The sequence below is a fragment of the Clostridium sp. MF28 genome (assembly GCF_002969175.1).
GTDB lineage: Bacteria > Bacillota > Clostridia > Clostridiales > Clostridiaceae > Clostridium > Clostridium beijerinckii.
Map to the genome: position 1 here is coordinate 1,004,052 of NZ_CP014331.1, position 25,560 is coordinate 1,029,611.

A 25,560-nucleotide genomic window follows, 5' to 3' on the forward strand; every position below is an offset into this window, starting at 1 on the left:
CTTTTAGTTAAACAAACACTATTGGTTCCCATAAATTTATTATTATGTTTTATGATACATTTAGTTCTTTTTCAATTACTTTTATAAAGAAACCATGACAAATTATGCCTCATCTAAGAGTAAATCAATCAACTGTTACTATATGAAATGTAAATGTAAATTCCTCAGCTTGTCTATTTTGAAAATCAACTCTATATCCAGTTCCATCCTTATAAATTTTATTATTCTTCTCGATCTCTTTTACTTTTTGCAATTTTGCATAAGAAACAATATAAAATGCACCATTATCATAAAAAGTATCCACAAACCTAACAGATGGAATATTATCATTTGATGTTGCTAAAGCAAATTGATAATCTTTTGCAAATAACACTTTTAGAATATTTAAACTATTTTCGTATTCAGTGATTTTCACTTTCTCCTTTATAGATCATTACTCCCAACTTTAATTGCAGGTATGTCATATTATACTTTCTTATATTTATACATAATAGTTGAACCATCATTTTTATTAAATACTGGTGGAAATGTTCTATACTCATAACCAAGCTTATTATAAAATTTATGAGAACTTTTGGAAGATGGAATTTCAATTAAATTGCTATCAAGACACCATTCATCAAGTTCAAGATGATGTACAAGGTCTCTTCCTATACCTTTCCCCCTATAATCTGGATTGACGAATATAGCAGTAAAATAGCTTTGTTTTTCTTGACTATAATCTCTACTTACTCCTCCACAAGCAATAATCTTGTTATTATACCAAACTTCATAATAATGTCTTGTTTCAATAATGTTTTTTAGCCAATTTGCAGTAAATGTACCTAAATATTTTTGAAATTCACTCTCATTATAATCTATATAATTTACTTCTTTCATGCACCTATGTATAATTTCTAACATAATATCAACATTTTGTATATCCGCTCTTTTATATATCAATTTGCTTAACTCCATAATATTTTCCTTCCCAAACATTTATTTCGCTATTTTTATACCTTCATTCACAATTATTTACTATTCTACAATATCTCATATACATATTATAGCTGTGTTTACAAGTATTGCATATATCTATATAACTATTGTTACTTATCAAAACTATCTTAAAAGAGCTAATAATTACGTAACATGTATTGGAACAAGATTCTTCTGGTATAGATCATAAGCTCCATGTTTTTTAACCTTACTAATGTGCGAAATTTCTAATCAGTTGTAAAAAATCATCACTTAAAGATTTTAAATACGAATTTTCTCAAATATTTACAAACTAAAATAAACCTATGAAAATCTAAATTTTAGATTTTCATAGGTTTCATTAGTGGAGGCGATGCGTAAACTTAAAAATCCACCACTGATATTTTTCATATCATAGATCTTAGACTTTAATTTTATTTTTTTAAACTTGCTCCATTTGTTGCTATTACTTCTTTATACCAATCAAAACTCTTTTTCTTATATCTTTCTAAAGTTCCACTTCCATCATCGTTTCTATCTACATAGATAAAGCCATATCTTTTTTTAAGTTCAGCAGTTGATGCACTAACTAAATCTATACATCCCCATGTAGTATATCCCATAAGTTCAACACCATCTTCAATAGCTTCTGCAACTTGAACTAAGTGGTCATTTAAATACTTAATTCTGTAATCATCATTTACTGTCTTATTACCATTTTCATCAGTTATTAATTCATCCACTGCACCTAAGCCATTTTCAACTATAAATAATGGTTTTTGATATCTATCATAGAATTGGTTAAGAATATATCTTAAGCCTTCAGGATCTATTTGCCATCCCCATTCAGATGCTTTTAAATACGGATTTGGTACACCAGGAAAAATGTTTCCTGCTCCAGCTTTATTCTTTTCTGGATCTGCAGTTGCACAGAAACTCATATAGTAACTAAATGAAATAAAATCTACTGTATTTTTTAATATTTCTTTATCCGAAGCTTCCATTTTTATTTCTATATTATTTTCTTTAAAGAATCTATTCATGTATCTTGGATATTCTCCTCTTGCATGAATATCTGCAAAAAATAGATTTTCTCTATCCTGTTCCATTGCTTTAAGTACATCACTTGGCATTGGAGTTAATGGGTAATTTGGCAATCCAAGAACCATACATCCTATTTTAAATTCTGGATTTATTTCATGGCCAATTTTTACTGCGAGTGCACTTGCAATTAATTCATGATGCATAGCTTGGTATAAGTCTTGCTTACTTAATTTTTCTTTTGGAGTCCATATACCCGCACTCATATAAGGCTGGTGAACTGCTGAGTTTATTTCATTAAAAGTAAGCCAATACTTTACTTTATCTTTATATCTTGTAAAAATTGTCCTAACATAGTTTTCAAAAAATCCAATAAGTTTTCTATTAACCCAACCATCATAATTCTTAGCTAAAGCAAGTGGAGTTTCATAATGCGAAATTGTAACTAAAGGTTCAATTCCATATTTAGCTAATTCATCAAATACATTATCATAGAATTGCAATCCCTTTTCATTTGGTTCTTTATCATCACCATTTGGGAATATTCTTGACCATGCAATAGATAATCTGAAAGTCTTAAAGCCCATTTCAGCAAATAATTTGATGTCTTCTTTGTATCTGTGGTAAAAATCAATTCCTATAAGCTTCATATTATCTTCTGTAGGTTCATCAGTTAATGGACCCATTAATCCTTTTGGAGCTATATCTTGAGTTGATAATCCTTTACCATCTTCATTATATGCACCTTCAAATTGGTTAGCAGCTGTAGCCCCTCCCCATAAAAATCCTTCTGGAAACTTAATTAACATAACTATTCCTCCTAAATTTTATATTTTCCTTAAAGCATCTATGCCATATTTAAAAACTTTTATACTTTCTTATATATTAGTGAATTTTTGACTATGTCGTAAAATACTAAGCATAAAATTAACTCTACTCTTATTCTTAGTATTTTTATGATTTTTGAATGCACCTTAAATCATTACTGTTAATAAATCTTCTCTATAATTAACATTTTTCTTATCTGTTTCTATTACATCTAAGTAATTATCAGAATTAGTGATTATTACAGGTGTTATTACTGAATATCCTTCACCTTTTATAGCCTTAATATCAAATTCTAATAACACATCTCCAGCCTTAATAGTATCTCCTTGTTTTGCTTTAGGAGTGAAATGCTTACCATCTAATTGAACAGTATCCATTCCTATATGAATTAATATTTCTGCTCCATTATCACTTGTAATTCCTAATGCGTGGCCAGTTGGGAATAGAGTAGTTAATACACCATCTACTGGAGCAATTACTTTACCTTCAGTTGGTTCTATTGCTATACCTTTTCCAAGTACACCTTTTGAAAATGCTTCATCTTTTACTTCTGATAAAGGTTTAACTTCACCTTTTAATGGACTTACTAATATTTCTTGTTTAACTAATGGAGTTTCTTCTTTGACTGTTTCAGTTACTTGATTATCTTCAAGTTTTGTAAAGAACATTAGCAGGAATCCTATTAAGAAACTTGCTAATACACAAATAATTGCACCATAGAATCCATTATCCACACCATTTGGCCCAATATAACTTGGAATTCCAAAAGCTCCCAATCCGCCGAAAATATATAGTTTACTTCCCATAATTCCTAAAACAGCGCCACCTAATGCTCCACCAATACAACTTAAGATAAATGGCTTTTTACGTGGTAATGTAATACCATATATAGCCGGTTCTGTAACACCAAAAATACCTGAAATAAATGCTGGTATACATAATGATTTTAATTTTTTATTTTTTGTTTTAAGTAAAATAGCTCCAACTACACCTGTTTGAGCAAAAGAAGCCCCAAACATTAATGCAATAACTGGATCATATCCATATACAGATAGATTATTTATCATTATAGGCACAAGTCCCCAGTGTAATCCAAATATAACAAATACTTGCCAAAATGCGCCTATAAATAAACCTGCAACAATTGGACTTAAGTTATAAATAGCAAGAGTTAATGCCCCAAGCAATTGTCCTAACCACGTAGAAATAGGGCCTATAACTATAAATGTTAATGGAACAATAACTAGCAATGTACAAAATGGTACTAAGAATGTTTTTACTACATCTGGTATTATCTTTTTAAATCCATTTTCTATTTTAGCTCCTACAAATGCAGCTAAAATTATTGGAATAACACTTGATGCATAACTCATTAATATAACTGGAATACCTAAGAAAGTTATATATACTGGTGATGCAAATAACGTACCCTCAAACAATGTATATAACGGCTTAGCTGGAGCTGCTGTTATACCTGCTAATGTTGGATATACAAGCGCCGCACCTATTGCCATACCAATAAATTTGTTTCCTTTAAATTTACTAATAGCGGTATAACCTAAGAATATTGGAAAGAAATTAAATAAACAATCTCCTGTTGCATTTAAAAGTATATAAGTCCCATCAGTTGCATTAAGTATATGCAATGCTACAAATAATGCATTAAATCCCTTTATCATACCAGTTGCACATAATACACCTAAAATTGGCGTGAATACACCTGAAACAGTATCTATAAATTTATTAAGTGGACTCATTTTTTCTTCAGTTGCTTCCTCTGAAGCTGATGAAAAACCTCCAACCGCTCTTACATCAGTATAAACATCTGGTACATGATTTCCAATAACTACTTGATATTGTCCTCCACTTTTGATAACAGTTACAACTCCATCCATATTTTTCAAAACTTCTGTATTCGCTTTGCTTTCATCTTTTAATTTGAAACGTAAACGAGTAATACAATGAGTTAAACTATTAACGTTTTCTTTTCCACCAACATTTTTTATAATGTCTTTAGCTAATTGTTCATATTTCATATATAATTTCTCCTTTTTAAAATATAATATTTATAAAAAAAAGCGAGACCCAATAATAGATACAGTGCAACTTTACTCTATCTATAGTGGTCTCGCCTGCTTTACCAGTAACAATCCAAACTTTATATAATTTTTTAATTTATCTTTGTGTAACTCTCTGAATATGAATAGTCAAATATAACTGCTCTTCTTCAGACAACTCTTTTTCTAAGTACGACTGTATTTTCAGCATACATTCATAGGCTTTTTTATATTTTACCTTAACTTGCCTTAATAAGAAATCATCTTCCTCTGTTTCTATTTTTTCATTTCTATTTAAACGCTGGAAGAAAAATCTTAAATGCGTAACAAATCTTTCATAATTAAGAGATTTCTCATCAAGTTGAATGTTATAAGTGTATTTTATTATGTTTAATATATCTTGTATCATTTTTGTTTGATGAGCAATATCTTCCACTTTGTTGTTGGAATTATTCATTTGAGCATTTATTAAATGTAATGCTATATTCCCTGCCTCATCTTCAGGTAATCTTTTTGCAACTTCATCTTCAATAAAATCTAGTGCCTTTAATCCAACACTGAATTCCTTCGGATAAAACTTCTTTATTTCCCAAATCAATGCATTTGGTCTATTAAGGCCTTCTTCAAACAACTTTAGTGCATAACTAATATGATCTGTAAGTGTGACATAAATATAATCACTTAATTCAACACCTAGTATGTTTTTCGCATATTCAATAATATCGTAGCATAACGAAACATGTTCTGCCGGGATATCTTCTAATAATAATTTAAATTTTTCTGAAGCATCTTTTTGTTTAAGAATAAAAGTTTTTTCTATTAAACCTTCATCTACTTCATCCCCTATTTTCTTCTTGAACGCAATTCCGCATCCCATAACGACAAATTCATCTTTGTCTAAATTTTTAGCTAATAGGGTATTATTATTAAATATTTTTTTTATTATCATTTCTTTCCCCCTATCCATACTATTATACTAATTTATAATATAAAAACCTCAATTAATCAAAAAAGACAAAAATATCTTTTCTCATTAATTAAGGTTTTGCCTGATCAAATCAGTAACAATCCTAACAATTGTATGAATGTTGTAAGTCAATGATAACGTTTATGCAATTAAATGTCAACAATTTTATTTTAGTTTTCTTAAATATTTTTAGGCATTCAAATAAGTTACCTCTTATTAAACTATAACAATACTGCCGCATTAACTGTTCATTACTTGTTGAGTATTATTTTTTTTCCACTTTCCCAGTAACAAAATATTACACATACAATACATATATCTGCTCTATATTTTTAAGTCTTTTATTCTCATATATGAATGCTATACATTACTTTGAACCATAAAGTTTATAGGTTTCCATAAAAACATAATAAAATTTACTTAATCATTAATAAGTATTGACTAAAAGCATAAACGGATATATTATAGATAAATACAGTCTGTAATACATTTGATTAAAACAATTATATTTAGGTTATAAATAACTTAAATAATCTTTGCTATAAAAATAAGATTTATATTAATAATAAAGTTATAAAAAAATTTTAAAGGAGATGTTTATATGTCAGAGTTTTGGGAAAAAAATTTTTCAGAAAAGCAAGCAATGTGGGGTTTTGAGCCATCAAGCACTGCAATTGTAGTCGCAGATTACTTTGCTGAAAATAATCTGAAAGAGATCTTAATACCAGGTGTTGGATATGGACGAAATATAAAACCATTTGTTGATAAGAACATGGAAGTTACAGGAATCGAAATTTCTCAAACAGCAATTAATATAGCAAGAGAACATGGAATTAATAATAAAATTTATCATGGATCAGTATCAGATATGCCTTTTGAAAATAAACTCTATGATGGTGTAGCCAGCTTTGCACTTATTCATTTGTTAAATGAAGCTGAAAGAAAAAAGTTTATTAATGATTGCTATAACCATTTAAAACCAGGTGGATATATGATTTTTACAGCCGTTTCTGAAAAAGCTCCAATGTACGGTAATGGCACGAAGCTTGCTGAAAATTATTATGAAACAACGTATGGTGTAAAACTGTTTTTCTACAATTCTAAGTCTATAGAGAAAGAATTCGGAAATTATGGTCTTGTAGACTTTGTAGAGATTGATGACATATATAAGGATAATCCAGATAAACCTCCAGTAAACTTTTTAATGATAAAATGCAAAAAAGATATATAGAGCTGATAAAGCTAACCTTTTATGCTTACAATAAAATTATGTAGGTGTGCTAGTAAACTATTATGACAAAAATAAAAATATCAACTTTTCTTAAATTGAAATGTTGGTATTTTTATTTTGCCTATGTTTTAATATGATGTTTATATGTGGCCTAAAAAATCACAAGTGAGATTGTCCTCCTATGACACTCAATGCAATAAAGCTACGTATTATTTAATTTCTGCAAAAATTTCATGTATATTTCCATCTGGGTCAGCAAATAGTGCTGTTCTTTGATTCCACGGCATATCTTGTGGCTCGTGAACAGAAGTTGCTCCCTTTGAGATTAACGTCTTAAATGATTCATCAACATCATTAGGACTTTCACATGGGAAAGCAAGTTCAAATCCCTGTCCAAATGACTCTTTCCTATATTCGTCACTATACACATACATAACATCTCTCATACAAATAGCAAACCTTACTCCATCATTTTCAAATTCAACATAATTACCAAGATCATTTTCAATTCTAAATCCAAGAACTTTATTATAGAAATCTTTCATTCTCTCTATATCATTTGTCCAAATCGTAATAAGATTAATTTGTGCTTTCATCGTATATTTTTCCCCTTTCTTAATTTAACATATAGTTCATTTTAAAAAAATAATGTGAAATAATTTAACTATAACGTGGAATTTGCGATAATAATCAATCCACTTTCTGCTTACATAATAAACATGGTTGTATCTTTTCTAATTAATATTAATGAGACGTGTCGTTTACTAGATTAGCAATAGCTTCAACTATGCATTTCCATGTTCCTTTAGGCATATCATGTCCCATGCCTTCAATCAAAAGTAATTTAGCATTAGGTATTGTACGTGCTGTATCTTTTCCTGCTTCAACAGGAATCAATGGATCTGCAGTTCCATGAATCACCAGTGTTGGAACTGTTAATAATGAAAGGTGTTGTCTTCTATCTCCATTAGCAACCAACGCCGCATTTTGGCGTACAGCTCCTTGTGGATAATAAGAACGATCATAGCTTTCTTCAGTATATCGTATTGCACGTTCCTCTTCAAAAGGAAACCCTTTGCTCCAAAGATTTTTCCACATACGTAAAGTATAATCAATGTATGCATCTCGTCCATTTGGGGGCATTGCTGTAACAATCTTCAATGTTTCTGGTGATATTTGTGGATTGTTTGGATTACCTGTAGATGACATAATGGAAATTAAACTATATATAAGTGAAGGGTGTTTATAAGCAAAAACCTGAGCAATCATGCCTCCCATAGAAGCACCACAGATGTGAGCCTTCTTTATATTGAGCGCATCTAATAAGCCAGCCACATCATCAGCCATATCTTCCAATGTATAGGCGACGTTAATTGTTTTTCCCTCTTGTGCTGCCTGGTATATTCTTTCCATATCAGGAATACCCAACCCATCGAATTTTGTAGACAATCCCGCATCGCGATTATCAAATCTTATAACTTGTAAATTTTCCTTTGCAAGCATTTCACAAAAATCTGGTTCCCAAAAATTTAGCTGAGCACCATTTCCTGCAATAAGTACTATAGTAGGATTTGTCTTCTCCCCAAAAATTTCATATTCAATTTGTATTCCATTTGCATTTATGCGTGCCATCGCATACATCTCCCTTTTGTATTTTTATTATTAATATAATACTATAAAACGTCTTTTTATAAATTTGTAAATAAACGATCATTATTTAGCATTAATTCACTATTACGTTTTATAGTAAGCATTACGCAGTAAAAAAAATCATAATTTAAATCTCTTAAATAATAAGATTTCACAATTTGTCATTTTATTTTATTGATTCATGATTTAATAAAAATGTAAATCAACATTTCCTCTAATTGTCTTATACCTTTAATTAATCATGTAATGCAGCAAATTTATCTTTCTTTACAATAGACATTATCTTTTCAAAATGTTTTGTATACTCTTTCAATATATTTTACTGCATTTTCAAGTCCCTTTTCAGATTCAATAATATTTTTGATTTCTTCAGCATTTCGAATATATTTATCATTTTCCATTTCTTTAAATGCTTTAACTAAATCATATACTTCAAGATTTTTTTCCTTTAATGGATGTGTAGTAAGTCCTTTTAAATAAAGTCTGTTAGCCCAAAACGGCTGATCTACCGTAAATGGCATGATTAATTGTGGAACCCCACTAAGGAGAGCCTCTGACATAGTTCCGACTCCACCATGATGAATAATACATTTAGCTCTTCTAAATAGTAGTCTATGAGATGCTTTTTTTACTGCCATAATATTATCATCATTTTCAAAAGTCATACCACTTGTTCCAGTTAAAACAATAGCCCTGTTACCGGTCTCCTTTAATGCTTTAATCAACTTATTTTTAAATATTTTAGGGTCTTTTAGAGGCATACTGCTAAAAGACACAACAATAGGCCTTACACCGGATTTCAGAAACTCCTCCATTTCATCATCAAGCTCACTTTCAACTATATCCAAAAAGAAAAATCCTGAAAGGAAAACACTCTCACTCCAAGTGTCTACTTCTTTAAAGAGAAACGGGCTAATCGGATAGACTATCGGAATATTTTTCCCATTCACTTTAAACGCAAGCTCCCCTGCCTTTCTTTTGGGTAAATGCAATGATTTTTTTCTGAAGTCGTTAATATGTTTCATATAAGATAACTCTCCAAGTGAAGAAGCTTTATAAGAGAGTTTATTTAAGAATGGTCCAAAATTCTTATTAGCAGAAATGGCTAAATTAGGGAATTCAGTGATCGGATAAACAATTGGAATAGGAGGCATACTTATGCAGGGAATATTTAAATATTCAGCAATATCAACCGCCCCTAGTGCTTTAGGATGATACACTATGATATCTGCTCCTTTTGAAGCCTCTAAAAAGTCATCCATGCTTTTTCTATATTCGGGTGTAATTACTTCCTTTGCATACTTTAACATTCTAAAAACATTATAGTGGCCGCCATTAAAAATCTTTTTTCCTTCCTCACTCTCTAGGAGAGCCATAAGATCTGCTGAAGCCTCACAAAAAGTCACACCATTTTCCTCTACAAAACTTTTAAAACTCCCCCCCGTACACACCAATGCTTCATGCCTGTTTTTTATGAGTTCTTTTGCAAGTGCAACATATGGTTGAACATCGCCTCTGCTACCTAATGTTAAAAATACTACTTTCATACATAGTTTCTCCTTCACAAATATAATCAGTTGTTAGTTAAAACTATCCCCTGTTTATATTTCTTATGTCCTTACACTTAATATATTCTGTCCCACTACGAAACTGCTAATTCACATATTATTACTATTACTTTTTATAAGAAAATGATGAAGATATTATTATTTAAATTAATTTGATACTAACTTTCTACACATTGTGTATTATGCCTAAATCATGCAAAAAAACATTGCAACTTCTAGACGATCCTGTAATATTTCAATTTAGTCTTTACTTGTATTAATTATTACTCATTGATTATTACGGTTTAGTTTTGCTGGCAATGCCCAAACAAAAAGAGCTGTGGCAGGTCCAAAAACCAAAAAGCCATCAATCAAAAATCTGTATTCTTTTGCAATATTCAAACCATCTATCATTAAAGGACCAACAATACTAAATAAAAAAGCAATTATAACCAAACTAACTCTTCTGCTTATTTTACCACGTATAAATTTTTCTATATTTACTTTTAAGCAGATATTAAAACATATTAGAAAGGATATTACATATGTTGCAAGTGCTAAAAAATAATAATAACTTTTCATAAAAATAATCTTCCTCTCAATAAATAAAATAAATTAATAACATCTCATCCTAATTATAACATATTTCCCAAATACTAAAATCTACGTTTTTTATTTACTACCTCATAATTTACTACCTCATAATTTACTATCACGTTTTATTTTAGAATTGCGTAACAAAAAAATATCACAAATTCATACTGAATAATGTGATATTTCAATCTACTATTTATTTTTCCTATGTATACCTGAAAGAAAACTGTGAATTAACTCAATCACACATTATTCTCGTTCATAGAATTATATTCCCAAATTACTTATTTGGCTCAGAATCCCATCCATTTAACTTACTATTTCCATTAAAAATAAGTTTCTGCTCACTTAAATAATATACATCTTCATCTGGATAATATGCCATGTCGCCTTCTTCTTTAGTACCAACATCCAATATTTCCAATGTTTCATTCCCGGTATTTATGAATTGATGTGCTATATTTTTTCCTGCAGTTTTAGCAATAAAGTCTCCCTTTTTTATTAAATATTCTTTACCATCCATCCTCAGAGTTCCACATCCACTAATAATCATAAAAAATTCTTCTTGTTTTGTGTGGCTGTGATATTTAGCACTTTTAGCTCCTGTAATATTCTGTCAATATTTATATAAATTTTCTCACTACCAGCTGCCTTACCCAAATATGAAGTATTAGCTTTGCCTAGAAAATCTATTGTGTATTCATTAGGCAAATTATTAATATTTAATATATTAACCATAATTCAAAACATCTCCTTTCCTTTTAATATATTTAATATGATATTATTATCCTTGAAATATTATATCAAATCTAGCTTTATTTTCTTTAAGAACATCTTTTTTCACTTACTACCACGTCAAATCTACAGATTATATATGATGTTATTCCATGGAAGTAATATCATATCTTATTTTTACTACTTTATCTTCTGCATTCCAAAATTCAATTGTTACTTTTTTTCCATGGTCTACATATCCAATTACTGGCGAGCTAGGCATTTGTTCCTCAGTCCTCTTATAATAGTTAGTACCATAAGCATTAATCACATCATCAACTGAGCTCCCTAACCCAATACCTTTACTTGTCTTCATATTACTGTTGGTTTCACTGTTAATAATAACTCTAATAATTTGTCTCTGTTTATTCGTAGCAATTTTTAAACCATCACTTAGTTTATAGTAGTCAAATAGTGCATTATCAATTTTTTCAAGATTTGTCCCGTATTTTTGTATAAATTCCTTACTATCAATACTCTCATACATTTGAATGCCATCTATATTTTCTTGGTTAAGAGTCGTTGTTTTGGTAAACATAAAGCTGCTTGACCTTTGGAAATATTTATAAGCACCAAATATAATACAGCAAATTAAGATAAAAATAGTAATGATAATTTTAAATATCTTCTTTATTGAGAATTTTTTCTTTATAAATCCTAAAGTAAGAACTGTGACTGTTAACAAAAATATACTTATTATAATTATAATTCCGATAATACTCAACGTTGATTCTCCCTATTATTACATATTTGCACTTGTTCATTAGATTATAGTGCTACACAACACTTATTATAACATCATTTACAAAATATCACATATGCTATACATTCATTATCAGAGCCCAAAATAAAGATACCAACTTTTCTTAAACTGAAATGTTGGTATCTTTATTTTGGCTGCGTTTTAATGTGATTTTGAAATATAGCCTGAAAAAATTATAAGTGATATTGTCCACCTATAAAACTCAATGTAGGAATATTACGTTCATAATCTTAAATTACTTAAAATATGTTTCAAATCCATTATTAACAATATATGAACCCTTTGGAACTTGAATTGCTACTAAATATATATTCAGACAGTCGACACATGAACCCATTGCATTTAATAAACACAGAAATATAGTGAATCCATTTAACCATCCCAAAAAATTTAGAATAAAGGGTAATACAACTGACAACAAAATGAAAGGCATAATAGAAATAATTAAAAATCTGTTCTTTTTGACTTTTTCAGTAGTGTAAACAAATCCGAAAAAGCCATTTATCCCCCAATATATTTGACTTGATTTAAATACATTAGGTATAAAACAAGCATGAAGAAATTCATGTATAGTCATAAAGATGAAAATTGCAACAATGTATATAAGAGTAAATAAATTTACTGTGAAATTAATACTAAAGCCATGCCTACTACTGCTAAAAATTTCTTTCAATTGTGGATATAAATAATAGGAAATAGCAATAGATATAATCCCATTTATAAGCATAAAAGGCACTGATAGTAACATTGCTATACCCAAATTAGAGGGTTCTTTTAGTTTTGTCCATCCCTCTGATATTAGCTTAATACTAACTTCCTTATCTGCAGAAGGTATTTTCTTTAAATATCTCATTAATTAAAATCCTTTCATCAAAACATAATTGATTTTTATTGAATAATCCTTATTTCGGTAAGTTACTACATAAAGCTAAATTTATATAAAGAAAAATGCTTCAACTAAAAAGTAGAAACATTTTTTATGTAGCAGGCATTTGAAAATGAGCTTTTAAAAGTTATTGATTGTAGGTTGTTCCACTAACGCTTATGAAGTGAGAGTCCAAAATTTTCTTTTGTGTTCTCGAACTTCCTCAGTGAATGTAATGAGTCGAGCTTTCCTAGGAAATTGGGTGCAAGCATTAGTGATGCAACCTGCAATTTAGCACTTTCAGCGAAATTTTCATAGTCCTGCGAAATAACAATGTTTCTACTTACAGTAAGTTTTATTTAATTAAAATCTCCATCATATATTGCTTTTGCCATTGGGAAAGGTTCAAGTGCTCTTTCTAAAATTCCTTGAACGTACCCTATTAATACTCCATAATTTACAATTGGAATTTCATATTTAACTGCATTACCAATTCTTGAAAGCATAGCTGCTCTATTTAACATGCAGCCTCCACAATGAATGATAAGTTTGTATTTCTTAACATCATCAGTAAATGAATTTCCAGAAGAATATTCAAAATTAATTTGTTTCCCTGTCATTTGACGTACCCATCTAGGTATTTTAACTGTTCCAATATCGTCACATTGTCTGTGATGAGTGCATCCTTCTGAGATTAAAACACAATCCCCATCTTCTAAACTTTCTACTGCTTTAGCTCCTTTTACAAGCTCCATAAGATCTCCCTTATATCTTGCTTGCAATATTGAAAATGATGTAAGCATAATATCTTTAGGTGTATCTGCTGATGCCTTTAAGAAAACTTGTGAATCTGTTATAACAAGTTTAGGTTTTTTCTTTAAATTTTCAAGAGTTTCTCTTAACTCATGCTCTTTTGTTACAATAGCTATGGCATCACTTTCAATTATGTCTCTTATTGTTTGCTGCTGAGGAAGGATTAATCTTCCTTTAGGTGCTGCCTTATCAATAGGTGTAACAAGAACAACTAAATCTCCTGGGCTTATAAGGTCTCCAACTAATTTAAATTTATCTTCATTATCTGGTATTACGCTTATAATTTTTTGCTTAAGCTCATCTATTCCATTTTTATTTAATGCAGAAACTGAAACAACAGTACTTCCAATTGTCTTTTCTATCTCAGCTAATTCCTCTTTTGCTATGCTTTTCTTATCTGCCTTATTAAAAATACAAATTGTAGGTATCTTCTTTTCCTTTATTTGATCTATTATTAATCTATCATTTTCAGTGACTCCAACAGTAGCATCTACCACTACTAATGCAACATCTGTTTTTGATAAAACTTCAATAGTTTTCTTTTTTCTTGACTCACCTAATTCACTTTCATCGTCAAGTCCTGCTGTATCAATAATCATACAAGGTCCTATCGGAAGAATTTCTATAGCTTTATAAACAGGGTCTGTAGTTGTCCCCTTAACATCAGAAACAATTGAAATTTCTTGATTTGTAAGTGCATTTATAATACTTGATTTTCCAGCGTTTGTCATACCAAATAGAGCAATATGTACTCTTTCTCCAGACGGTGTTGTATTTAAACTCATATTATTTCTCCTTTGAATTAATTTTAATTACTCAAAAATATTTTTTTAAGTTGCCTATTCTATTATAATATAAAATAGAAATATATACATTGCAAAATAATTCTTTATTTATTGATGATTTATTATCAGTACAAAAATATTAAGGAGTGTTCATTTTGAATTATAGATTAGAACAAGATGTATTAGGTGAAAAGAATATTGATAATTCTACATATAGTGGAATAAATACAGCAAGAGCTTTGGAGAATTTTGATTTAAACAGCAAAAGTGTAAATTTAAATTTAATACGAGAAATTGCACTTATAAAAAAAGCTGCTGCTATGACAAATAAAACCTTAAAATTTCTTGACCCTGAAAAAGCCGATGCAATAATAAAAGCAAGCGAAGAAGTTATAGACGGAAAATTTGATTATGAATTTAAACTTAGTGCATTTCAAGGTGGAGCTGGTACATCTACTAATATGAATGTAAATGAAGTTATCGCTAACAGAGCTATTGAATTGTTAGGTGGAGTTAAAGGGGATTACAATTTAGTTCATCCTCTTAACCATGTTAATATGTCCCAATCAACTAATGATGTTTACCCTTCTGCCCTTAGAATTGCGGCAATTAGATTAATAAGAAAGTTAAGTGATTCTTTATCGAGTCTGCAAGAAGCTCTCCAAATTAAGGAGAATGAATTTTCAGATATAATAAAGCTTGGAAGAACTCAATTAATGGATGCCCTTCCAATGACTGCTGGACAAAGCTTTGGAGCATATTCTAAAGCTATCGAAAGAGATAGATGGAGAATATACAAAGTAGAAGAAAGATTAAGACAGATAAACCTTGGTGGTACTGCTATAGGTACAGGTTTAAATGCTACAAATAAATATGTATTTATGATGACAGATATTATCCAAAACCTTACTGGTCTTGGAATAGCAAGATCTGATTACCCTATGGACATTACACAAAACTGTGATATATTCGTAGAAACTTCTGGACTTTTAAAATCGTGCAGCGTAAATCTTCTTAAGATTTCAAATGATTTGAGGCTCCTTAATTCTGGTCCTCGTGGTGGAATAGGAGAAGTAATTCTTCCTAAGATGCAGGCAGGCTCAACAATTATGCCAGGAAAAGTTAATCCTGTTATCCCTGAGATGGTTGCTCAAGTAAGCTTAAGAGTTATTTCTAATGACAGCGCCATAACCATGGCAAGTTCTATGGGACAATTAGAACTAAACGCTTTTACTCCACTTATAGCAGAATGTCTACTTGAATCTCTAGAACTTCTTGAAAGAAGCGTCACACTTTTTAAAGATAAATGCATAAATGATCTAAAAATGGATGAGGATAGATGTTTAGAAAACCTAGAAAATTCCTTAGTTTCTGCAACATCATTAGTTCCTCACCTAGGTTATGATAAAGCCAGCTTAATATCAAAAAAAGCCTTAGCAACTGGAAAGACCATAAGAGAGATTCTTCTAGAAGAACAAATATTACCTGAAGATATTATTGATAAAATATTATCCCCAACTGAATTAATAAGAACCCATATCCCAGGAAAATAAAACAAATTATAGATATCCAACTTAAAAATTCGACTTACTAAACGAATATATTTACAAAGTTGCTACGTATTTAAGTTCGCATCTTCACTAGAAATCATAAATATATTTGTAACCACAAGGGTCATAATATGGAGAAAACATTTGAAAATGAGCTGTTAAAGGTTCTTAAGCAGAGAACCCAAATCTTTGATTTGGTGAGAATCGCTTACTCAGTGAACGAACGTGAGTCGAGTTTCCGCTAACGGTTGTTCCATTTTAGCTTGTCAAACTAAGAGTTGGAGCATGCTAAAGTGGATACAACCTGTTGCTTGGAACCTTCAGCGATATTTTCATAGCTTTTCGGAATCAAAATATTTATGATTCCGGTAAGTTACCACTTAAATTTAATTTTAAAGTTGGATATATAGATGTGCCCTTTAAAGTATATTTTTACTCTAAAGGGCACACTTTTATTTTAATAATAAAATCTTGGAATATTCCTTTCATTATCAAATCCAGGTATAACTGGTGGTCTAAATTCATTCATTCCAAAGCTTCTGCTTGATTCAGTTGTATTAAGTTCTGCAAGTTTTGTTACTCCAACATAAATATCTGATATCCTATACCATGTTGCATAATCAACTACTCCTGTTTGAGGTAATGTAAATATTTGTTGAAATGTTTTTACTGCTGCAGCTGTTTTTTGTCCATATTTCCCATCTTCAGCAATCTTAGGAATAAGTGGATAATTTCTTGCTATTCTGTTTAATTGACCTTGAATTGCTCTTACAGGTGCTCCTGATGACCCAAGTGTCAATTCTCTTCCTGGGTATGATACTGGTATTCCAGCAACTTTTTCAGCTGTAGTTAATTCAATATTATTTCCATAGTAACGTGTTAATATATCGTATGGTCCAAGACCTTGGCGTGACAATTCTTGACTTCCCCATTGACTTAACCAGTTAGGACAAGTAACGCTCTTTCCATCGCAATATTGTGCAAAAAGCGGCTGCTTTCTTCCAACTCTTCTTATATATGTTGAAAAGATTTCATCTACAAGTTCACTTATGTTATCATAAATATTTCTGCCATAATTAAATGCTTGATCATAAGCTGTAGAACTTGTAATGTCGAAATTTTTTCCCTTACCTCTATACCATTCAGTAAATATTCTATTTAATGTGAATGATACAATACAGAAAATATTTGCTCTTATAGCTGATCCTGTCCAAGTTGAATATATTTCACATGAGGCAACATTTTTAATATAATCTTTAAATGGCACCTTATAATTTGGTGCTGATGGATCATTTGGACCACCTTGATGAACAATGACAAATTCAGGCACTACAGGCTGTGGTAATACAACCCCTGAAGTTGGCGGTGGTAATGGCTTATCTTCTGCCTCTGGTATCTTAGGAGGAAAATTTCCATTCAAAGTATTTGGCAGTATGTCTATAACTTCTTGTCTCATAGAGCCTCTGCCTAAATTAGGTTGCAAATTACATATCTGATATGCAATTTCTGTAGGAAACACTTGGCATCCTCTTATTATTATAGGATTAAACCCTTCTCTCTCAACAGTTATATCATATAAACTATAAGGTATTTGATTACTATTAGGATTTAAGGAATATTCCAATGGTGGTGCCGGTAGTTCTATAATATTAGTTAATCCAACTACATCAGTAACTAACTCAATGGTTCTATCATTACCTAAAGTAGATTGTCCTCTTACTGTTATTCTAGCTCTATCTACTGGAATATAATCGTTTCCTCTGAAACATTGTATCTTCAAGCCACCTATTTTTGGTGTAGCACTTCCAGTGCTTGGCGTCGTTCCAGTATTTGCTGGGGCACTTCCTGTAATGTTTCCTGCACCTAATGTAGCACCTCCAGTACTTGGTGTTGTGACATTCCCAGCAGCGCTTCCTGTAGCACCTCCTGCACTTAAAGTTGAACCTCCAGCTGTATTTGGTATCATATTTTCGCCAGTACTACCTGTAACATTTCCACTACTTATATTCTCCATAACATTCCTCTTTCTATTTTTTCAAGATATTATATTTAATAAATGCAATATTTATTACTAAAAAATATAATTATGGTTAATAATTATTTACTGAAAGTGCATAATATTTATGTACTCTTAATATCTTTTTATGTGAAACCTTTAATTTGGAATTTTATATTCCAGCTTAATTTAATTGAACTCATACAGGACAAATAGAGCATGAATAAAGGAAAGTTTCTTCAAGATAAAACGGTAGTGTTGGTGGAGAAACTATACGAAATATCTCATGAATCTTTGGTCTATTACTTTCTTTCATGTACCTAAAACAAATTTTAGGAGGTGTATTTTTAAATGATGACACAAAAACTAGATGCAAAAGACACGCTCAAGATAGAAAATGAAAAGAGAAGAAAAATATTGCCACCTGAACAGACACTTATTAATCTTGATCTGCAGACTGGAGATGTAATGGCTGATATAGGATGCGGCATTGGATATTTTACTATTCCCGCCTCTAAAATTGTAGGAAAAAACGGTAAGATATTAGCACTTGATATATCAGATGAAATGTTGCAAGATGTTGAAGAAAAAATAATTGAAAATAACATATCAAATGTTGAGACTATTTTAACAGAGGAAAATCACTTAAAATTAGAAAGCAATTCGGTCACATTTGCTTTTGCAAGTAATATAATTCATGAAGTCGAAGAAAAAGAGAGATTTTTAAATGAAATAAAAAGAATAATATGCCCAGAAGGGAAAATTGCTATACTTGAATGGGAAAAAATTGATAGTAATTTTGGACCTCCTATTGAACGTAGATTAGACAGGATGGATCTAATAAAACTATTGGATGAACTTAATTTTTCAACCATATCAACTATAGATATTGGTGAAGACTTCTACGGAATAATTGCCCAAAAATAAATCAATTTCTATTGATAAACCAACTATAATCTATACTTATGCGTATACCTCGCCGAAATAAGAATTATGCTGTTGTTCCAGTTTCTAAGGAAATTATGATGGATGATTCTAAGATCACAAGTTGTACCCAAGATGCTGGCCTCAAAGGCAAGCGCTCACAGAGAAAGTTCGAAGAACGAAATGTAAAATTTCGATTCTCACTTTTTGAGCTAGCACATTTGGAACAACTTTTAATCTAAGAATCAAAACCATCAAATTCCTGATGAAACATTTCACAAAAGCATAATTCTTATTTCTAGTTAGGATATATTTCATAGTATAAATCTAACTTTTAATTGGTTTATCATAGGGTTCCCCATTGAAAGTTTGAAATATATCAAGCAGAGAAATTTTCATATTCATTTGTAACAAATATATATTCAATTTGGACTGATATCCATATAATTTCCACTCTCATTCTGGAGCCTATTCATAAACAACCTAAGAGTTAGGCTTATTAGATGAACAGATTTACAAAATTACTAAGAGACTTTAAGTTCATATCTTCACAAGAAATCATAAATATATTTGTAACTACAAGGGTAATAATATGGAGAAAACATTTGAAAATGAGCTGTTAAAGGCTCTTAAGCAGAGAACCCAAATCTTTGATTTAGTGATAATCGCTTACTCAGCTAACGAACGTGAGTAGAGTTTCCGCTAATGGTCGTTCTATTTTAGCTTGTCAAACTGAAAGTTCGAGCATGCTAAAATTATACAACCTGATGCTTAGAACCTTCAGCGATATTTTCATAGCTTTTCGGAACAAAAGTATGTTATTCATTTTGGCGAGTTATATGCATAAGTATAGATCACAGTTGGTTTATCTCCTGAAATATATTCAATACTCGAAAGTAGAAACATTTTTGCGCAGCAGGCATTTAAAAATGAGCTGTTAAAAGTGCTTTATTGTAGGTTGTTCTACTTGTGCTTGTCACACTGAAAGTGGGAGCAAGCACAAGTGGCGACAACCTGCAATTTAGCACTTTCAGCGAAATTTTTATAGTCCTGCGAAGCAACAATGTTTTTACTTTCGGTTGGCTATATGTATGATTCTAATCCATACTTGGTTTATCTATATTTATATCACAAAAAAAGAGCCCCTCTTTATAAGAACTCTCTTTTATCTAGATTTCTATCTAGCTTAATTGAATTAAATGGCTATACTCGTCCAAAATAGAATCTAATTGTTCACTTGCAACAATTACCTCAGGATCGAACAAATCAACTTTTTCCTTTATTACATTTAGAAGGTTTTGTTCCATCTTATAAATTTCACTATCTATTTTGTTTATAGAATCCATAATTAATTCTCCTTTATTTGTTAATATCTTTAAGAATTTTTGCATAATTTTATTAGATAAACCCGTAGGATATATTACTGAAAGTGTTATATAAGAAGGGTTTGCTTGTATTCCCTACTGGCTTATTTTAATTTGTTTTGACACTAATATATTAACCGCAATTGACACTTATACTCTTTAAAAATATTAGAAAAAATAGTATTAATATAACATCTTGCCTACGTTTAACCAATTTCATACATAATATCAAATAGGAAAGTAAATTTATATCTTAAAAATAAGTGATTATGAGTAGTCACTAATAAATTAAAACAATCTATCCTAAAAACTCTATTTTTACTAATTATAACTTGAATATATATTACAATGTTTCATAGACTACTCTTGATACAACATTCAAACTTATTAAATTGCACCCCCGGCCATTATTCTTCTCTTTTACTAGCCCCTTATTAATTAAGGGGCTAGTTTTATTAAATTATATATTTTTAAATTTATAGAATTGTTGTGCCTAATTTTGAATATTTTATTCATTTGAGGGCAAGCTATTTTCATATTAATTTTTGTAAAAAGGAGAATTTTAATGAACAAAATGCTATTTCAAACTCGTAGAGAAAGAATTATATCATTTATTAAACTACTAAATAAAGATCTTGATTTAAGTTTTACTGAAAAGGAGATCGAAGATGATAATTTCACAGATATGCCTAAAAAGAATAATGTTATCCCATTTAAAAAAGTTGAATAACAATGTATCTATATTTATTAAAGTAGTCCAAGATATCTAAATATAATAAGCAAAAAAGAGTGCCAATTGTTGTTTGTTATATGTTAAAAAACTTAACAACATAATACTCACTCTTTTTTTAATTTATTAAAGAAATATTTTATTACGGTAATCTTCTGAACATTTCATTTCCTTTAATCGTTCTATTACGGAGCTGTCTCCCCAAAAATGCATTGGAAACACTTTATCTGTATTAGTGTTTTTCATGAAATAATCAAATCCTAAGTAAAATTCGTCCCCTTGCCTAGGGTCTAAAACTACAAATGCAGCATCAAAATGTCTATTCTTGATCTTATTAATTTCTTCTTCAAATCTTTCTCTTGCACTTTCATTGTCCTTTTGATCCCTTCCATTCCACCACCATAGATTAAGATCCCCAGCATGATAAATTGTTTTATCTTCTGCTGTTACAATAAATGCTACGCCCTCATCTGTGGAATTTAATGTCTCTATTTTCAAATCTGATATTTCAAGAGTTTTATTAATATCTATAAATTCTATTTTTTCATAAACCTCATCATCAACGCCATGAGTATTAAAAAATTTTCTACCAAATTTCTTTTTGATATCTTTTGAAAAAATATACACAACATTTGGATATTTATTTAATAACTGAAAAATATCTATATTAAAATGGTCATGGTGATTATGACTTGAAAACACGTATATTGTCTTTTCTAGATCAAAATCTGGAAGCTGACCTTTAAAATAATCAAATATCAAAACTACTTTATCAAGTTCAACTGAAAAACAGCTATGTTCAACATATGTAATATTCATTTGCATCATCCTTTTTTTATAAATTTCATCTCATGCTCTACATCCACAAGAGTAATCTTCACCAATTTAACTTAAATAATCAATTCTTTAAGACAAGCAAAATCACTGGCGAATATATTTTATTTTTTACTCTCTATCAAATCTTAACTTACTAATCTTAAATAAATCCTATCATAACAACTATAAATATCAAAAATAAAACTGCTAATCCAGTAACCAATACCTTTACTTTAAGCATTGAATAAAGTATTTTACAAAACTCTTCTTTTAGAAATTTAGAAAATACATTTATTTTTTCCTTATAGCTTATATAAAGAAGTATTAATAATATAGCGATTAAAACTGCTATTAATAGATACCATTTTGATATTTCATTATATTTATTCCAGTTTGCTCCAAGAACCCTTCCCAAAGATATAAATGTAGTAGTCCATATTAATGCACCTAAATATGCACTAATCACAAACTTCTTATATGATACCTTAGTCATGCCAGAAAAGTAGCCTGTAATATGCCTTATTCCTGGAATAAAATATGCTACAATCAGCAATATACCACCATATTTTTGATACCATGTTGAAATCTTATCCATCCTATTTTTATTTAGATGAATATAAGATCCATATTTCTCAATTAATCTTATTTCTAATGCCCTGCCAATGAAATATGATATAGTAATACCTATTATAGCCCCACTTGTAGCCACTATAATGCTGAGCAGATAACTCATTTTATTCATATAAACAACATATCCACAATAAGTCATTAGTGCCTCACCAGGCAAAGGAAATGCTATTAATTCTAACACTAAACTTATAAGCACTGCTATATATCCGTAATGATTAAACAATTCTATAACATGATCCAATACTCTCACTTCCACGGCTTAATAATTTTCTGCATACTTCCTTAGCAATAAATCTTATCTTAATTCCCAATATCTTAAGGCAAAATCCGAGGTCAATATGATTTATTTGGAATTAATGCATTTATTATATTACTAATTATAACCTCTTTTCATTTATTTTGCATAGTTTATAGATAAACATTATCTAGTGTCTAATCTGATGTATATGTCAAATTCTTAAATCGAATATATAGGTAAATAGGCTATTAGATATACTCATTAGATAAGCATATTTACAAAGTTACAAAAACTTCAAGTTCATTTCTTCCTTAAAAGTCATAAACTATACTTAAACTATGAAATATATTCCAACCAGAAATGAGTAATATACTTTTGTGGAATGTTTCATTGGCAATTTTGATGAAAGTGATTCTTTGGCTATAAGTTGTTCCAAATGTGCTAGTTCAAAGCTTGTTCTTTGAGGCTAGCACTTTGGGTGCAACTTTATAGCCTTAGAATCACCATCAGAATTGCCTAGAAACTGTAACAAAAGTATATTATTCATTTCGGCGAGGTATACGCATAAGTATAGACTATAGGTGGTTTATCTATAATCATTTAGCATATATGTCTTTAAAAATTATAAAAAGCCAACAGAACAAATATAACAATGTTATATTGCTCTGCTGGCTTTTTAACCGCAAGGGGATAGTTATTATATTGCGAAGAAATGGTTTTCTATTATTCTATGTTACTAATTACTTTAAACCTTGTTCGTAGCTTTCAATCATGTGTTTAACCATGTAACCGCCAACGTATCCATTTTGTCTTGAAGATAAATTTCCTTTATCTTGATTTTCGTAATCATTTAATCCTACTTCTGAAGCAACCTCAGTTTTTAATCTGTTTAATCCTTGTTTTGCTTCTGGTACTAATGTTCTGTTTCTTCCACTATTGTTTGATGACATATACATCTACCTCCCTTAATTAATATTTTGTTTGCAGTAATATATTAACCAGTATGATAAATTATAATCTATAAAAATATTAACAAAAGTAGTACAGATAGCTTGTATTAGATAACTTTAGATAATCTTATGTTTTACTTTGAATCCTTTACCATCATTTATGATATTTATCCCTAAAATATCAGTAAATTGCTTAAGACTTTTCATATTATTTATAAATTTAACATTGCCTTTAGCAATCACTTTTTCAATTACTTTTATTATGTCTTTTTTCTGAGAAGAACTTAGTCTCATATAATTACTTAGGCACTCTCTATTAATGTAAGTTAAAGTAGTCCATGCCTGTTCCTCTGATATGCTATTTACATCCATTAACACCCATGTAAAATCTTTTCTTCTACTATTTTCAGGATATGCAGCTTTAAAAAATTCTATAAAATGATTTATTGGCTTTGGATCTTTTTCTTTAACATACTTGCCAAGCTATGATTTTAAACTATTCTTTAAATACATTATTGTATTAGGCTTTATAGCATCCTTTAAATTATCAATTTTAGTATAAATATTTCACCTTGAGCATTTAAATTTCTATTATTAATCATTTTTTATTAATTACGTTGTAGACACATCTAAATTGTCATATGCACGATTTAGAGTATATCCTCTTCCCCCAACTTCCCTAACGTCTGATACTGTTATAAAGGCGCTATAATCAATTTTATTAACAATATTTTTTACTTTTTGCAGCTTCTCAGCTGGAATAACTGTGCTGATAGCTTTAGCTTCAACTTTTGAGTATCCCTTTTCTGCATGCAATAAAGTTACTCCTGTATCTGCCTCCAAGATAATAGCCTTTTTTATTTCATCATAATGATCACTCATAATAACTACTTGTATCATTTCTTTTCCAAAAGTTAAAGTCTTATTTAACATAAAATAAGTTAAAAATACAACAACCAGACCATACAATACATTAGTAACACTTGAAAATGTAATTTGCAAAGTTAAGATGCACAAATCAATTACATTTAAAGTGATATGAACTGGAGTATTAAATTTTTTATTTATTATAATTCCTATAATATCAATTCCACCAGATGATGCATTTGCTTTTAATATAAGTCCTGCTCCTATTCCTATTAAACATCCTGCAAGGACACATGCTAATAATATATCATTACAATAATGATGCAGATTTTCATGCTTTTCAAAAAAGTCCAAAAGAATAGGAAATAAAAATGTAGATACTAAAGTAGATAAAGCAAATTTCTTTCCTAAAAAAAATAATGCCGATAAAAATAATGCAATGCTTATAATGTACACAACTATTGTCAAGCTTGCCCCAGTAAAATTATTTATCACTCTTCCTAATCCTGTAACTCCACCAACAATAATATTATTTTCTAATATTAATGTGCTAATAGCAAAAGCTATTAATATATTTCCTAGAAGAATGTAAATTAAACTATTGATTTTTCCTTTCATGTTAT

At 29.8% G+C, this 25,560-nt stretch carries 25 protein-coding genes; 4 read left to right on the top strand and 21 right to left on the bottom strand.

The window, feature by feature from the left end; all coding sequences use genetic code 11:
• Positions 1–124 precede the first annotated feature (124 nt).
• From AXY43_RS04290 to licT, 5 genes are all read right to left on the bottom strand, one after another.
• The gene (locus AXY43_RS04290) at positions 125–415 is read right to left on the bottom strand and encodes a pyridoxamine 5'-phosphate oxidase family protein (protein WP_242986289.1); all 291 of its coding nucleotides are present in this window, start codon (positions 413–415) and stop codon (positions 125–127) included.
• 50 nt (positions 416–465) lie between these two features.
• Entirely contained in the window at positions 466–957 is a 492-nt protein-coding gene (locus tag AXY43_RS04295) for a GNAT family N-acetyltransferase (RefSeq protein ID WP_039768243.1), read from the bottom strand.
• Positions 958–1,391: 434 nt separating this feature from the next.
• Positions 1,392–2,807 carry a glycoside hydrolase family 1 protein gene (locus AXY43_RS04300; protein WP_105411066.1) on the bottom strand — a complete coding sequence of 472 codons (1,416 nt, stop codon included), beginning with the start codon at positions 2,805–2,807 and terminating at the stop codon, positions 1,392–1,394.
• A 165-nt stretch (positions 2,808–2,972) separates the two neighbouring features.
• Positions 2,973–4,862: a beta-glucoside-specific PTS transporter subunit IIABC gene (locus tag AXY43_RS04305; protein ID WP_105411067.1), complete on the bottom strand. Its 1,890-nt coding sequence runs from the start codon at positions 4,860–4,862 to the stop codon at positions 2,973–2,975.
• A 139-nt stretch (positions 4,863–5,001) separates the two neighbouring features.
• Positions 5,002–5,832: a BglG family transcription antiterminator LicT gene (gene licT, locus AXY43_RS04310; RefSeq protein WP_105411068.1), complete on the bottom strand. Its 831-nt coding sequence runs from the start codon at positions 5,830–5,832 to the stop codon at positions 5,002–5,004.
• A 619-nt stretch (positions 5,833–6,451) separates the two neighbouring features.
• Here licT and AXY43_RS04315 point away from each other — a divergent pair.
• On the top strand, positions 6,452–7,081 hold the full coding sequence (locus tag AXY43_RS04315; protein WP_105411069.1) for a class I SAM-dependent methyltransferase: 630 nt from the start codon (positions 6,452–6,454) through the stop codon (positions 7,079–7,081).
• A gap of 209 nt (positions 7,082–7,290) precedes the next feature.
• Here AXY43_RS04315 and AXY43_RS04320 read toward each other — a convergent pair whose 3' ends face one another.
• The 9 genes from AXY43_RS04320 to hydF all read right to left on the bottom strand — a co-directional run bounded on the left by AXY43_RS04320 (position 7,291) and on the right by hydF (position 14,872).
• Positions 7,291–7,677 carry a VOC family protein gene (locus AXY43_RS04320; RefSeq protein WP_077869332.1) on the bottom strand — a complete coding sequence of 129 codons (387 nt, stop codon included), beginning with the start codon at positions 7,675–7,677 and terminating at the stop codon, positions 7,291–7,293.
• Between the two features lie 148 nt (positions 7,678–7,825).
• The gene (locus tag AXY43_RS04325; protein WP_105411070.1) at positions 7,826–8,713 is read right to left on the bottom strand and encodes an alpha/beta fold hydrolase; all 888 of its coding nucleotides are present in this window, start codon (positions 8,711–8,713) and stop codon (positions 7,826–7,828) included.
• Positions 8,714–9,018: 305 nt separating this feature from the next.
• Positions 9,019–10,278, bottom strand: a complete 1,260-nt coding sequence (locus tag AXY43_RS04330; protein ID WP_105411071.1) for a glycosyltransferase — start codon at positions 10,276–10,278, stop codon at positions 9,019–9,021.
• 288 nt (positions 10,279–10,566) lie between these two features.
• On the bottom strand, positions 10,567–10,860 hold the full coding sequence (locus AXY43_RS04335) for a hypothetical protein (RefSeq protein WP_105411072.1): 294 nt from the start codon (positions 10,858–10,860) through the stop codon (positions 10,567–10,569).
• A gap of 292 nt (positions 10,861–11,152) precedes the next feature.
• Entirely contained in the window at positions 11,153–11,425 is a 273-nt protein-coding gene (locus AXY43_RS27570) for a cupin domain-containing protein (RefSeq protein ID WP_243099166.1), read from the bottom strand.
• Positions 11,422–11,610: a hypothetical protein gene (locus tag AXY43_RS27575; protein ID WP_243099167.1), complete on the bottom strand. Its 189-nt coding sequence runs from the start codon at positions 11,608–11,610 to the stop codon at positions 11,422–11,424. Before AXY43_RS27575 ends, AXY43_RS27570 begins: the two co-directional genes overlap by 4 nt.
• A gap of 142 nt (positions 11,611–11,752) precedes the next feature.
• Positions 11,753–12,184, bottom strand: coding sequence for a hypothetical protein (locus tag AXY43_RS04345; protein ID WP_242986291.1), 432 nt, complete (start codon positions 12,182–12,184; stop codon positions 11,753–11,755).
• A 460-nt stretch (positions 12,185–12,644) separates the two neighbouring features.
• Entirely contained in the window at positions 12,645–13,262 is a 618-nt protein-coding gene (locus tag AXY43_RS04350) for a DUF3267 domain-containing protein (RefSeq protein ID WP_039768266.1), read from the bottom strand.
• Positions 13,263–13,633: 371 nt separating this feature from the next.
• Positions 13,634–14,872, bottom strand: coding sequence for a [FeFe] hydrogenase H-cluster maturation GTPase HydF (gene hydF, locus AXY43_RS04355; protein WP_105411074.1), 1,239 nt, complete (start codon positions 14,870–14,872; stop codon positions 13,634–13,636).
• A 155-nt stretch (positions 14,873–15,027) separates the two neighbouring features.
• On the opposite strand from hydF, the gene AXY43_RS04360 reads away from it, so the two are divergent.
• Positions 15,028–16,425 (top strand): aspartate ammonia-lyase, encoded by a 1,398-nt coding sequence (locus AXY43_RS04360; protein ID WP_105411075.1) that lies wholly within the window; start codon positions 15,028–15,030, stop codon positions 16,423–16,425.
• A gap of 454 nt (positions 16,426–16,879) precedes the next feature.
• Here AXY43_RS04360 and AXY43_RS04365 read toward each other — a convergent pair whose 3' ends face one another.
• A complete protein-coding gene (locus AXY43_RS04365) occupies positions 16,880–18,436 on the bottom strand; it encodes a peptidoglycan-binding domain-containing protein (protein WP_242986293.1) in 1,557 nt (518 codons plus the stop codon).
• Between the two features lie 333 nt (positions 18,437–18,769).
• Here AXY43_RS04365 and AXY43_RS04370 point away from each other — a divergent pair, with 333 nt between their 5' ends.
• Entirely contained in the window at positions 18,770–19,345 is a 576-nt protein-coding gene (locus AXY43_RS04370) for a class I SAM-dependent methyltransferase (protein WP_077869342.1), read from the top strand.
• A gap of 1,178 nt (positions 19,346–20,523) precedes the next feature.
• On the opposite strand, the gene AXY43_RS04375 is transcribed toward AXY43_RS04370, so the two are convergent.
• Positions 20,524–20,688, bottom strand: a complete 165-nt coding sequence (locus AXY43_RS04375; protein WP_078117502.1) for a Spo0E family sporulation regulatory protein-aspartic acid phosphatase — start codon at positions 20,686–20,688, stop codon at positions 20,524–20,526.
• Between the two features lie 583 nt (positions 20,689–21,271).
• Between AXY43_RS04375 and AXY43_RS27580 the strand changes: the two genes are divergently transcribed.
• Positions 21,272–21,436 carry a hypothetical protein gene (locus tag AXY43_RS27580; protein WP_023973835.1) on the top strand — a complete coding sequence of 55 codons (165 nt, stop codon included), beginning with the start codon at positions 21,272–21,274 and terminating at the stop codon, positions 21,434–21,436.
• A gap of 126 nt (positions 21,437–21,562) precedes the next feature.
• Here the strand turns inward: AXY43_RS27580 and AXY43_RS04380 are convergent, their stop codons facing one another.
• The 5 genes from AXY43_RS04380 to AXY43_RS04400 form a co-directional block, all read right to left on the bottom strand.
• Complete coding sequence (locus AXY43_RS04380; protein ID WP_105411076.1) at positions 21,563–22,255, bottom strand: MBL fold metallo-hydrolase; 693 nt, start codon at positions 22,253–22,255, stop codon at positions 21,563–21,565.
• 157 nt (positions 22,256–22,412) lie between these two features.
• A complete protein-coding gene (locus tag AXY43_RS04385; RefSeq protein ID WP_105411077.1) occupies positions 22,413–23,123 on the bottom strand; it encodes a DedA family protein in 711 nt (236 codons plus the stop codon).
• A 737-nt stretch (positions 23,124–23,860) separates the two neighbouring features.
• The gene (locus AXY43_RS04390) at positions 23,861–24,070 is read right to left on the bottom strand and encodes an alpha/beta-type small acid-soluble spore protein (RefSeq protein WP_061114876.1); all 210 of its coding nucleotides are present in this window, start codon (positions 24,068–24,070) and stop codon (positions 23,861–23,863) included.
• Between the two features lie 117 nt (positions 24,071–24,187).
• On the bottom strand, positions 24,188–24,442 hold the full coding sequence (locus tag AXY43_RS27585; protein WP_242986359.1) for a hypothetical protein: 255 nt from the start codon (positions 24,440–24,442) through the stop codon (positions 24,188–24,190).
• Positions 24,443–24,682: 240 nt separating this feature from the next.
• Positions 24,683–25,555, bottom strand: a complete 873-nt coding sequence (locus AXY43_RS04400; RefSeq protein WP_105411078.1) for a YitT family protein — start codon at positions 25,553–25,555, stop codon at positions 24,683–24,685.
• Positions 25,556–25,560 lie beyond the last annotated feature (5 nt).